Origin of the sequence: uncultured Microbacterium sp. (genome assembly GCF_937927635.1) — a bacterium.
GTDB lineage: Bacteria > Actinomycetota > Actinomycetes > Actinomycetales > Microbacteriaceae > Microbacterium.
On record NZ_CALBRW010000015.1, the window covers coordinates 60,221 to 71,665 of the forward strand.

The 11,445-nt window shown below is 70.9% G+C and carries 15 protein-coding genes; 3 read left to right on the forward strand and 12 right to left on the reverse strand.

Features of this window, described 5'->3' with window-relative positions:
• Positions 1 to 173 precede the first annotated feature (173 nt).
• From hemB to hemE, 9 genes are all read right to left on the reverse strand, one after another.
• Positions 174 to 1,151, reverse strand: coding sequence for a porphobilinogen synthase (gene hemB / locus Q0568_RS04615; RefSeq protein ID WP_298862984.1), 978 nt, complete (start codon positions 1,149 to 1,151; stop codon positions 174 to 176).
• Positions 1,148 to 1,945, reverse strand: coding sequence for a uroporphyrinogen-III synthase (locus tag Q0568_RS04620; protein WP_298862988.1), 798 nt, complete (start codon positions 1,943 to 1,945; stop codon positions 1,148 to 1,150). Before Q0568_RS04620 ends, hemB begins: the two co-directional genes overlap by 4 nt.
• A 10-nt stretch (positions 1,946 to 1,955) precedes the next feature.
• On the reverse strand, positions 1,956 to 2,936 hold the full coding sequence (gene hemC, locus Q0568_RS04625; protein WP_298862991.1) for a hydroxymethylbilane synthase: 981 nt from the start codon (positions 2,934 to 2,936) through the stop codon (positions 1,956 to 1,958).
• Positions 2,933 to 3,625, reverse strand: a complete 693-nt coding sequence (gene hemQ, locus Q0568_RS04630; protein ID WP_298862994.1) for a hydrogen peroxide-dependent heme synthase — start codon at positions 3,623 to 3,625, stop codon at positions 2,933 to 2,935. The genes hemC and hemQ overlap by 4 nt, the downstream gene beginning before the upstream one ends.
• Before the next feature lie 75 nt (positions 3,626 to 3,700).
• A complete protein-coding gene (locus Q0568_RS04635; RefSeq protein WP_298862997.1) occupies positions 3,701 to 3,991 on the reverse strand; it encodes a hypothetical protein in 291 nt (96 codons plus the stop codon).
• Positions 3,978 to 4,385: a phage holin family protein gene (locus Q0568_RS04640; RefSeq protein ID WP_298863000.1), complete on the reverse strand. Its 408-nt coding sequence runs from the start codon at positions 4,383 to 4,385 to the stop codon at positions 3,978 to 3,980. The genes Q0568_RS04635 and Q0568_RS04640 overlap by 14 nt, the downstream gene beginning before the upstream one ends.
• A 1-nt stretch (position 4,386) precedes the next feature.
• The gene (locus tag Q0568_RS04645; protein WP_298863003.1) at positions 4,387 to 4,719 is read right to left on the reverse strand and encodes a YtxH domain-containing protein; all 333 of its coding nucleotides are present in this window, start codon (positions 4,717 to 4,719) and stop codon (positions 4,387 to 4,389) included.
• A gap of 102 nt (positions 4,720 to 4,821) precedes the next feature.
• Positions 4,822 to 6,336 carry an FAD-dependent oxidoreductase gene (locus Q0568_RS04650; protein WP_298863006.1) on the reverse strand — a complete coding sequence of 505 codons (1,515 nt, stop codon included), beginning with the start codon at positions 6,334 to 6,336 and terminating at the stop codon, positions 4,822 to 4,824.
• A 36-nt stretch (positions 6,337 to 6,372) separates the two neighbouring features.
• Positions 6,373 to 7,386, reverse strand: a complete 1,014-nt coding sequence (hemE, locus tag Q0568_RS04655) for a uroporphyrinogen decarboxylase (protein ID WP_298863009.1) — start codon at positions 7,384 to 7,386, stop codon at positions 6,373 to 6,375.
• A gap of 104 nt (positions 7,387 to 7,490) precedes the next feature.
• Here hemE and Q0568_RS04660 point away from each other — a divergent pair, with 104 nt between their 5' ends.
• The 3 genes from Q0568_RS04660 (at position 7,491) to arr (ending at position 9,911) form a co-directional block, all read left to right on the forward strand.
• Positions 7,491 to 8,786: a glutamyl-tRNA reductase gene (locus Q0568_RS04660; RefSeq protein ID WP_298863012.1), complete on the forward strand. Its 1,296-nt coding sequence runs from the start codon at positions 7,491 to 7,493 to the stop codon at positions 8,784 to 8,786.
• 145 nt (positions 8,787 to 8,931) lie between these two features.
• Positions 8,932 to 9,363 carry a DUF1801 domain-containing protein gene (locus tag Q0568_RS04665; protein WP_366941350.1) on the forward strand — a complete coding sequence of 144 codons (432 nt, stop codon included), beginning with the start codon at positions 8,932 to 8,934 and terminating at the stop codon, positions 9,361 to 9,363.
• Positions 9,364 to 9,503: 140 nt separating this feature from the next.
• The gene (arr, locus tag Q0568_RS04670; RefSeq protein WP_298863015.1) at positions 9,504 to 9,911 is read left to right on the forward strand and encodes an NAD(+)--rifampin ADP-ribosyltransferase; all 408 of its coding nucleotides are present in this window, start codon (positions 9,504 to 9,506) and stop codon (positions 9,909 to 9,911) included.
• 82 nt (positions 9,912 to 9,993) lie between these two features.
• Here the strand turns inward: arr and Q0568_RS04675 are convergent, their stop codons facing one another.
• The 3 genes from Q0568_RS04675 to Q0568_RS04685 are packed head-to-tail and all read right to left on the reverse strand — an operon-like array spanning position 9,994 to position 11,322.
• A complete protein-coding gene (locus tag Q0568_RS04675) occupies positions 9,994 to 10,377 on the reverse strand; it encodes a type II toxin-antitoxin system VapC family toxin (protein WP_298863018.1) in 384 nt (127 codons plus the stop codon).
• Entirely contained in the window at positions 10,374 to 10,598 is a 225-nt protein-coding gene (locus Q0568_RS04680; protein ID WP_298863021.1) for an antitoxin, read from the reverse strand. Before Q0568_RS04680 ends, Q0568_RS04675 begins: the two co-directional genes overlap by 4 nt.
• Positions 10,599 to 10,656: 58 nt before the next feature.
• A complete protein-coding gene (locus Q0568_RS04685; protein WP_298863024.1) occupies positions 10,657 to 11,322 on the reverse strand; it encodes a hypothetical protein in 666 nt (221 codons plus the stop codon).
• Positions 11,323 to 11,445: the final 123 nt, after the last annotated feature.

Genomic DNA, 11,445 nt, shown 5'->3' on the forward strand with positions numbered 1-11,445 from the left:
ATCCAGCCTACGGATGCCGGCTATGCATGCGGCTCAGAGACCGCGCGCCCGCCGCACCGGCGCGTGACGGATTACGGATGCTCGTGCGTCTGCGCGGAGTGTCGTGCGCCCGACACGCCGTCGGGGAGCCTGCCCGTCAGTGATCCGTCACCGGTTCAGCGGAGCAGCCCGGGTCAGCGCAGCATGCCGGCGACCTCGGTCGCCCAGTACGTCAGCACCACGTCAGCACCGGCACGGCGGATCGACAGCAGCGACTCCAGGATGGCGGCCTCGCGGGTGATCCAGCCGTTGGCGGCGGCGGCCTCGATCATGGCGTACTCGCCCGAGACCTGGTAGGCCCACACCGGCACGTCCACGGCGTCCCGCACCTCGCGCAGCACGTCCAGGAACGCCATCGCGGGCTTGACCATCACGATGTCGGCGCCCTCGTCCACGTCGAACAGCGCCTCGCGCAGCCCCTCGCGGCGATTGCCGGGATCCATCTGGTACGTGCGGCGATCGCCGGTCAGCTGCGAGTCCACGGCCTCGCGGAACGGGCCGTAGAACGCGGAGGCGTACTTGGCCGAGTAGGCCAGCAGCAGGGTGTCGTGGAAGCCCTCGGTGTCGAGCGCCTCGCGGATCGCGGCGACCTGGCCGTCCATCATGCCGGACAGGCCCAGCAGCTGCGAGCCGGCGCCGGCCTGTGCGAGCGCCATCGAGCGGTAGCGGTCCAGCGTGGCGTCGTTGTCGACCGCGCCGGATGCGTCGAGCACACCGCAGTGCCCGTGGTCGGTGAACTCGTCCAGGCACAGGTCGGTCTGCACGACCAGCGCATCGCCCACCTCGGCGGCGACGGCCTCGGTCGCGAGGTTCAGGATGCCGTGCGGGTCGTCGGCACCGGTGCCGTCGGCGTCGCGCACCTCGGGGATGCCGAACAGCATGACCCCGCCGATGCCGGTCTCCGCGGCATCCGCCGCCGCGCGGCGCAGCGAGTCCAGCGAGTGCTGCACGACGCCGGGCATGGAGCCGATGGCGACGGGCTCGGAGATGTCCTCGCGCACGAACATCGGCAGCACCAGCTGACGAGCCTCGAGCGAGGTCTCGCGCACCAGATCTCGCACGGGAGCGGACTGACGCAGCCGACGCAGGCGCGTCTCGGGGAAGCGGCTCACGGTGCGAACTCGTCCGATGCGTGCGGAAGGGTGAAGTGCGACACCGTCTCGATGAGCGCGTCGACGGTCTGCCGGTCGGCGACGGCCGAGATGGGCAGGCCCGCCTTGCGGGCATCCTTCGCCGTGCGCGGGCCGATGGCCGCCAGCAGCGTGGTGTCGGGGATCTCGGGGAACTGCTCGCGCACCTGACCGGCGACCGAGCCGCTGGTGATGAGGATGGCGTTGATGCGGCCGTTCTCCACGTCGCGGCGGATGCGGTCGGTGACCGGCACGCCCACCGTGCGGTAGGCCACCACGCTGTCGACGTCGTGACCGGCATCCTCCAGCGACACAGACAGCACCGGTTTGGCGATCTCGCTGCGCAGGGACAGGATGCGGCGGGGCTCCGGCTCCAGCGCGATCATCTGAGCGGCCATGCCCGCGGCCGAGTTGTCGAGCTCCGGGACGAGCGCCACCTCGTAGCCGACGGCCGCCAGCGCCGCCGCGGTGGTCTCGCCGACCGCGGCGATCCTGGTGCGCTTGGGCACCTTCACCCGGTGGGCGAACAGCACGTCCACGGTGGTGGCGCTGGTGACGGTGAGCCAGTCGTAGTGACCCTCCTGCAGTCGCTCGAGGGCGGCATCCAGGGCGTTCTGATCGTTCGTCGGAGCGAAGTTGATCAGCGGTGCGACGACGGGAACCGCCCCCTGCGCGCGCAGGGATGCGGCGACGCCGTCGCCCCACGGGCCGCCACGGGGCACAAGAACACGCCAGCCGTCCAACGGCCGCGCGGTTTTCGTTTCGGAAGCTGTCATCTGGTCACTCTCAGGGGAGAAGGTCGGCCGCTCCCTGTTCGAGCAGCCGATGGGCTGCAGACATGCCGATTTCGCGGATCGCGTGCATCGGGTCTGCACCATCGGCAGCATTCGCTCCGTTGCCACTGCCGTTCCGACGAATATACCCCCCGTTCAGGGACTCCGTGACGTCGAGGCCGATCCGACCGGTTCCGTTCGGCTCGTAGACCACGGCGCGGACGCGGATGCTGTCGCCGGAAACCGCCGCGTGGGCGGCCATCGGAGCCTGGCATCCGGCCTCGAGTCCCGCGAGGATCGCACGCTCCACGGTCACCGCGATGCGGGTGTCCTCGTCGTCGAGCTGCGCCAGTGCGGCCAGCAGCTCGGCAGGGGCATCCGCCCGCGTCTCCACGGCCAGCGCGCCCTGTCCCGGTGCGGTCGGCCACTCCGACAGCCCCAGCAGCTCGCGCTGCAGGGCGGACTCCGAGCCCAGGCGCGACAGGCCCGCGGCGGCCAGGATCACGGCATCCAGCTCACCCGACTCCACCCGAGCCAGGCGGGAGTCGACGTTGCCTCGGATGTCGATGACCTGCGCATGCGGCGCACGCCGCCGCACCTGCGCGATGCGCCGCGGGGCTCCGGTGCCGATCTTCGCACCCGAGCCGAGCTGGTGCAGCGGGGTGCCGTCACGGGTGATCGCCACATCGCGCGGGTCCTCGCGGAGGGGCGTCGCGGCGATGACCAGCTCGGCGGGCTGCGCGGTGGGCAGATCCTTCAGGGAGTGCACGAGGATGTCGCACTCGCCGGCCATGAGCGCCTCGCGCAGCCGGTTGGCGAACACCCCGGTGCCGCCGATCTCGGAGAGCGACGCGCGGTTGGTGTCGCCCTCCGAGGTGATCGGCACCAGCTCGACAGGACGACCGGCGATCTTCGTCAGCGCATCGGCGACGTGGCCGGACTGCGCCTGCGCGAGGGCGCTGCGGCGCGTGCCGAGCCGGATTGCGGTGGTCACTGCAGAACGTCGGCGATCTCGTCGAGGCGAAGGCGACGCCCGGTGTAGAAGGGGATCTCCTCCTTCACGTAGCGGCGCGCGTCGGTGTAGCGCAGGTCGCGCATCAGGTCGACGAGCTCGGTCGGGTCGTCGGACTCCAGCGGCACCACCCACTCGTAGTTGCCCAGCGCGAACGCGGCGACGGTGTTGGCCGTGACGCCCTTGAATGCGGCGCCCTTGCGGCCGTGGTCGGCGAGCATCTTGCGACGGTCGGCCTCTTCGATCAGGTACCACTCGGGGGTGCGCACGAACGGGTAGACGCAGACCCACTGCTTGGGCGGGATGCCGCGCATGAAGCCGGGCACGTGGTTGAGGTTGAACTCCGCGTCGCGATGCACTCCCATGATGTTCCACACCGGCAGCAGGGTGTGCAGCAGCTCGGTGCGGCGCAGGCGGCGCAGGGCGCGCTGCAGATCCTCGGGGGTCTCGCCATGCAACCACACCATCAGGTCGGCGTCGGCCTTCAGGCCTCCGACATCGTAGAAGCCGCGCACCGAGACGCCGGAGGCCTCGACATCGGCCACGATGGTCTCGAGCTCGGTCGAGTCGGTCTCGGTGACCGGCGCGGCGGGGTTTCGTCGCCAGACGGCCCAGAGAGTGAATCCCTGGCGGGCGACTGCGGACTGGTTGTCTTCACGAACTTCCGGCATACTCCCAGTCTCCACCCTCTGGTTATGCGCGGACTGACGCCCGCTCACAGACTCGGGAGCCAGGAACTGTGGGGATCAGCGCGAGACGGCGCGGGCGATCACCCAGACGACACCGCCGACCACCGCAGCGACGCCTGCGACGGCGGCCGCGGCGCCCAGCGGATTGCGTCGGGCGAACACCCGGGCCTTGACGATGCCGCGCTGCGACGCCGCCTCCACGCGGCGGGGCACGTTGCCCTTGATCTCGATGGCGGCCAGCGCCGCCTTCAGTTCGGCGCGGGCGGATGCCACGGGGTCGACGATCCCGGCGGGCACTGCGGTGCGCGGCAGGGCGGCAGGCGTCTGCTTCGGGTCAGAATTCGTCATCGTCGGGCTCCTTCATCAGACGCACATCCGTGGCGATCGCCTTTCCCGGGTTCTCGCGGCGCACGACCTTGCGGAAGCGCAGCACGCCCAGCAGGCCGAAGAGCACGACGGCGATCAGCAGGAAGACGAACACGGCGAGGGCGGCCAACCAGGCCGGCCACCACGACGCCAGGCCGATGATCGCGAACGCCAGCAGCACCGGGATCGCCCAGAACAGCAGGAAGAGCACGACGACGAACCACAGGCTGCCGATCCCGGCATCCTTCGCCGTGCGCGACACCCAAGCCTTGGCGGAGTTGATCTCGGCCGTGACCAGGTTGCGCACCAGCTCGGGCAGATCGCCCAGCAGCGTGAGCAGACTGTCGTCGGCGCGGTCGCGGTATCCGCGAGTCATCTCACTCCCCTGCGGTCTTCTTCTTCGGGGTGCTCTTCGCCGCAGCGGGCGTCGCCTCCGGCATGTGCCTCGGCACAGCAGGGGTGCGCTCAGGAACATTGGGGTCCGAGACGCGCGAGACGAGGCCGATGGCGCCGCGGATCACCGCACCTGGCACCGCTGCGACCTGCGCCTTGGCATAGTCCTGGGCCCTGGCGACCTGCCGCTGCACGGGATCGGCATGCCACAGCTTGAGCCACTGGGTCTTGATCTGCTCGTAGCGCGCACGTCCTGCCCGCGTTCCGAGCACGTACCCTGCGCCGAGTCCGACGACGAGTCCGATCTTCCCCTTCATGGGAGCCTCCTGACGATTGTTGCGGCGTCTTCGCCGAAGGGCGGACCGTCTTGCCCCCGAACGATTGTGTTCCAGGGTAGTCGCATATTCCTGATTCGGCATCTAGTCTTGCGCGCCGGTGGAGGATGGCGTAGAAGCGCCGTTCCAGTCGTTCCAGAGCAGTGCGCCGCGCAGCCGGTCGGCTTCGGCGGAGGCATCCGGAACCACCTGCGCCAGCCCCGTGCCCGACAGCCACGCACCGACCGCGGCCAGCCGCGGCGTCGCCGCGATGGCCGCGCGAGCCGCCGCCCGGCGCTCGGCCGCACCGATGAGCGAGGTGGGCTGGGACTGCACGAAGCGCGCACGGTGCGCGGCGCGCAGCTGCGCGGACTTGAGCGGGACGCCCAGCAGTGCAGATGCCTCGGACAACGCGAGCTCAGCGGCGGCGGCGTCGTCGAGAGATGCCGTCGCCGCGGGCTCGCCCTGGGCGCCGAAGGAGACGCGCACGATGTGATTGCCGTCGGCGGCACGACGCAGCCAGCCCCACTTCGCGGTGGAGTGCGTGAGGGCCTTGGCCGTGTGGCTGCCGGGAACGGTGAGCACGCCGCTGCCGCGGGGATTCGCGTCGAGCTCGGGAGCATCCAGCAGCAGCGAGACGATCTCGATCTCTGGTGCGGCGCCGGGGTCGCTGAGCCCGGTCACGTGCGGCGTCAGCAGCTCGCGGGCGGCAGGCTCGGAGGTCGCGACGATGACGGCAGAGGCGGTGAGGATGCCGGGATCGGCCGGCTCCTCGGCATCCGACTCCTCGGTCTGCTCGAGCTGAACCGTCCATCCCTCGCCGTCGCGGGTCAGAGCGGTCACGCGCGCGTCGGTGCGCACGTCGACACCGTAGGTCTCGAGGTTCGCGCGCAGCGCGTCGACGAGCCGGCCCATGCCGCCGTCGATGCCCAGCACGGCCGCTCCCGGCGCCTTGCCCGCGCGCTCGCCCTGCAGGCTCAGCACGGCGCCGCTGAGCGAACCGACGCGGGTGAGCGCGGCGTTCAGCCCGGGAGCCGCCGCGTCGACGTCGACGTCCTCGGGGAGCGCGGAGTACACCCCGGCGGTGATCGGGGCGACCAGTCGGTCGCGCACACGGGCGCCCATGCGCGTGGTGACGAGCCTGCCCAGGCTCTTCTCGTGGCCGATGGTCAGCGGCGGGCGCAGTCGGTCGACGTAGGCACGCCAGACGCCGCGCCAGCCGATGATGGCGCGCACGTCCTCCTGGAACGGGTTGGCAGGGATGCCCAGCAGTCCGCCTTTCGGGAGCGGGGCATCGGGTGCGTCCGGGATGCCGCTGAGCCAGGCGCCGCCGCCCTCGGGCGCGACCACGGCATCGGCCAGTCCCAGCTCGTCCACCAGCGCCCGCACGTGGCCGCCGCGGGTGGCGAAGCTCTCGGCGCCGGCGTCGATGACGATGCCGTCGAGCTCGGCGCGGCGGATGCTGCCACCCAGCTGCGAGGCGGCCTCGAGCACGGTGACGCGGATGCCGACCTTGGCGCATTCGCGGGCGGCGACGAGCCCTCCGATGCCGCCGCCGACGACGACGACGTGCTGGTCAGCCGCCCGTGCGGCGAGGTCGGCCGAGTGCTCGGAGCTCATGCCTCGATCCTCCCATCCGGCGCCATGAGCGCGGGGTCAGAGCTCGCCGTGCGCGAGGCGCACGATGCGGGTGAGCTGGTCGGGGTCGGTCTCGGGCGGCACGCCGTGGCCGAGGTTGAGGATGTGCCCCTTGGCGCCCGCGCCGCGGGCGATCACGTCGCGCACGTGCGCCTCGAGCACCGGCCACGGGGCACCCAGCAGCGCGGAGTCGATGTTGCCCTGCACGACCGTGTCGGGTCCGAGCACGCGGATGGCCTCGTCCAGCGGCATCCGCCAGTCCACTCCCACCACGGATGCCGCACCGCCCAGCCGCATGTCCGCCAGGAACGGTCCGGTGCCCACGCCGAAGTGGATGGTCGGCACGCCGATGCCGTCCAGTGCCGCGTGGGAGTGCGGGGCGACGTGGTCGCGGTAGTCGGCGGGGCTGAGGGATCCGGCCCAGGAGTCGAACAGCTGCACGACCCGTGCCCCGGCATCCCGCTGGATCTCGAGGAACCGGCGCGAGATGCGCGCCAGCCAGCCGGCCAGCCTCTCCCAGGACTCGGGATCGGCGTGCATCATGGCGCGGGCGCGCAGGTGGTCCTTCGAGGGGCCGCCCTCGATCAGGTAGGCGGCCAGGGTGAACGGGGCGCCGGCGAAGCCGATCAGGGGCGTCTCGCCCAGCTCGGTCGTGACGATGCGGACGGCCTCGGCGATGGCGGTGCCGTCGAGGTCGGCAGGGTCGATGGCGGTGATGCGCGCCACATCATCAGCGGTTCTCACGGGGTTGTCGAAGACCGGGCCGCGGCCGGGCACGATCTCCACGTCCACGCCCGCCAGGCGCAGCGGGATCACGATGTCGCTGAAGAACACCGCGGCGTCCACGCCGTGCCTGCGCACGGGCTGCAGGGTGATCTCGGCGGCGAGGTCGGGGGTGAGGCAGGCGTCCAGCATCCGCGTGCCGACCCGCAGCTCGCGGTACTCGGGCAGCGACCGGCCTGCCTGACGCATGAACCAGATGGGGGTGCGCTCGGGCTTCTCGCCCGCAAGCGCGCGCAGCAGATCACTCATGCTCCGATCCTTTCATCGGAGGCTATGCGTTCGATATGCGCGCGGTGGCATAGGCAAGGCATGCCTGTGATGCCGCGCATAGACACACGGCGTACCCTGGGGAGGTGCTGTTCTGCGTCACGGCGAGTCACAAGACCGCGTCCTTCGAACTGCTCGAACGCCTCAGTCGCAATCCCCAGTCCGTCGCCCCGACCCTCATCGAAGCCGGTGCGCAGGGAGCCGTCGTGCTCGCCACCTGCAACCGCTTCGAAGCCTACGTCGAGACCGATGGCCTCGGTCCGGATGCCGTGCTGGATGCCGTCGAGCAGGCCACCGGCATCCCCTCCTCCGAACTCGACGGCTCGTACCGCATGATCGAGGACGGGCGGGTGGCCGAGCACCTGTTCGCAGTGGCCTCCGGCCTGGAGTCCGTCGTCTCCGGCGAGGGCGAGATCGCCGGCCAGGTGCGGCGTGCACTGACCGGCGCGCGCAAGCAGGGCACCACCTCCCCCGCGCTCGAGCGCCTGTTCCAGCGTGCCAGCCAGGCGCAGCGCCGGGTCAAGAACGTCACCGCGCTGCAGCGCGCCGGCCGGTCGCTGGTGCGCCTGGCGCTGGAGCTGGCCGACAGCCGCATCGCCGACTGGTCCACCGAGCGCGTGCTGCTGGTGGGCACCGGCGCCTATGCCGCCGTCACCCTGGCCACGCTGCGCGAGCGCGGCGCGGTCGACATCCGGGTCTACTCCCCCTCGGGTCGGGCAGAGCTGTTCGCCAAGAAGCACGACATCCAGGCGGTGCTCGCCGACGGCTATGCGGCGGCGGCCCGGGAGTCCTCGCTGCTGATCACCTGCACTTCGGTCACCGAACCGGTGCTGGGCCCGGAGCAGCTGCAGCGGCCGGTCGGTGGAACGGCTCCGACAGGCTCCGCGACGCAGGTCACGTGCCCCGTCTCGCACTCGTCCTCACAGCTGGTCATCGACCTGGGGATGCCGCGCAACGTCGACCCCGCCGTCGCCCAGCTCGAGGGCGTGGCCCTGCTGGATCTGGAGACCATCCGCCTGCACGCGCCGCTGGAGGAGCTGCAGGCCACCGATGCCGCGCGCGCCGTGGTGCGCGAGGCCGCCGAGGACTTCCGCGCCGTCCGCTCCCGCGCAGTCGTGACACCTGCCGTGGTCGCGCTGCGCACGCACATCTTCACGCTGCTGGAGGCCGAGATCGAGCGCGCCCGCAACCGCGGCGATGAGGACGGGCTGGTCGAGCAGGCCATGCGCCACCTCGCCGGCGTGCTGCTGCACACCCCCACCACACGCGCCCACGAGCTGGCTGCGCAGGGCCGCGGCGACGAGTTCCTCACGGCGCTGGAGACGCTGTACGGGCTGACGCCGGAGGCGCCCGCGGCATCCGCAGCATCCGAGATCGCCTGATCCCCGGCATCCGCTTGCTCTTCTGAGCCGAGCGCTTCGCGCGGACTTGTGCACCAGATGCGGACGAATTTCCGAATTCTCTCCGCGCGAAGCGCACATCCCCGCGGCAAGCGCACGCGCTCGCGGTGCCTGTCAGACTGTCGGCATGCCCCTGAGCCCCACCGGAACCGATGTCGCAGGACTCACCGCGCGCTCCTCGCCCGCGATCCGGCGGCGGGATGCCGAGACCCTGACCGCGCTGATGCAGCAGGTCTCCGGGCGCGAGCCTGCGACCTGGGGCACGATCATCGGGTTCGGGCGCGTGGAGTACCGCTACCCCACCGGCCGCACTGGCGAGATGCCGCTGCTGGGCTTCGCGCCGCGCAAGGCTGCCAGCACGATCTACCTCATCGACGGCGTGGACGCGTATGCCACGGAGCTGTCGGCACTCGGCCCGCACACCACGGGGGCCGGATGCCTGTACATCAAGGACCTCGAGCAGGTCGACACGGACGTGCTGCGCGGCATCCTGTCCCGCTCGCTCGCCTGGGCAGAGGCCGGCGGCAGCGAGGGGATGCGGATCACGGTGCGGGGCTGATCCCGGCATCCGCCCTGCCCTGGCCAAGCGCGTCGCGCGGAGGTGTGCGCCTGACGCGGACGAATTCCCGGATTCTCTCCGCGCGAAGCGCACATCTCCGCGGCAGACGCACGTCGTCTCGCGCCTGCCACACTGTCATGATGAGCGACGCGCTGGACGACGGCCCCTTCTTCCACGGCACGGCAGCCGCGCTGCAGCCCGGCGACCTGCTGACGATCGGATTCCCGTCGAACTACCGGCCCGAGATCCTGATGAACCACGTGTACTTCACGGCGCTGCGCGACGGCGCGGGCCTGGCGGCGGAGATCGCCGCGGTCGACGGCGAACCGCATGTGTACCTGGTCGAGCCGACCGGCGCGTTCGAGAACGACCCGAACGTGACCGACAAGAAGTTCCCGGGCAACCCGACGCGCTCCTACCGCACCAGCGCGCCGCTGCGCGTGATCGAGGAGGTCCACGACTGGACGCGCCTGCAGCCCGAGGCGCTGCAGGGCTGGCGCGACCGCATCGCCGCAATCGCCGAGAACCGCGGCGAGATCATCAACTGAGTCGGGTGGCCTGCACAGGTAGGAGCGCAGCGCACGCGGATCCGAGCCTCGACCGTCATCGGCACTCCAACTGCGGATGCGACTATGGCAGCACTGCGCAGTCGGGGGCAGCCGCCGCGAGACGAGCGTCGAGGGTCAACAGCGAGCACTGGGCTGCTCGCGCGAGCACGACGTACATCGCGTCGTACGCGCTGACGTTGTGCCGCAGCGCGTAGACGGCCGGCAGCATCGACATCATCGGCACCTGCTCGACGCCGAGCGACTCGAACTCGCCGAGCGCTCGCAGCGCCTGTTCGTCGGTGATCTGTCGGCTGAGCGACCATCCCCGGATCACCGAGGCGACCTCTGCTGTGAGGTGCTGCGGCGCCAGCAGTTCATGACCGTCGATCAGTACGGCCGCTCGCCGCCCTGCCTCCGTTCCCAACAGGACCTCGGCGACCGCGGATGCGTCGACGACAAGCGTCATCGACCTGGCCGCTGCTCGGCGAGCACCTGTGCCGCGGGATCCAGCGTGGCGACACCACGGCTCGCGATCCGCTCCAACAGCTCGGCTCGGCTCGGGCGGGTGGCGATGCGATCGAGTTCACGCAGCAGATAGTCGCTCAGCGAGCGGCCCTCGAGCGCGGCCTTGGCCTTGAGGGCGCGACTCGTCTCCTCGGAGACATTGCGAACCTGGATCGTTGTCATGCAATCAGCATATCTCACATGCACAATGCATGCAGAGTGCTCGAAAGTCGGAGCCGGCTCACTCCCCCGAGCCGTAGACCACGGTCGTGCCGGGCGCAGGGCGCAGCGCCAGCACGATCGCCAGCACGCCGAGGAATGCGATCGCGACGCCCTTGAGCAGGCTGAAGAAGCCGAACAGCGCGTTCAGCGCCGTCGGATCGGCGGACGACCCGCCGACGGCCAGCAGCGTGGGGAGCAGCTGCGCGGCCACCCACACGGCAAGCACCCACAGCGGAGCCCAGTTCCACGGCTTGGGCACCACGCCGGCCCGCCCGATCTGCATCACCGCGATGATCGCCAGGCCCAGCGCCACCACCTCGGATGCGGTGCTGATCACCGCCACGCGCGAGAAGTCGCCCGTCGTCGAGGCGTCGCCCGCGCCGGTCATCGCCCACACCAGGGACGACAGCACGGTCTGCCACACGGCGAGCACGACGATCACGCCCGTGCCGAGCTTCCGCCGCGCGGTCACGCTGCCCGAACGCCCCAGTCCGATCGCGAACACCACGGCACCGGCCCAGAACAGCACCTGTGTGATGTCGAACGGCAGGCCGGTGATGAGGCCCTGCAGCTCGGACATGCCCAGCCCCAGCAGCGCCGACAGCACGAGCAGCCCGCCGCCCAGCATCCAGGTCCGACGGCGCATCCGCGCCTCATAGGCACTGCCCGCATCGACCTCGATCATGCCGCCAGACTATCCCCGCGGCTCGCGCACGCGATCAGCCGCGAGCGACGCGCTCGGCCTCTTTCGCGGCGACGATCTTGCGCAGGCCCGAGCTGGAGAAGCGGTGGTTGCGGCTGTTGAAGT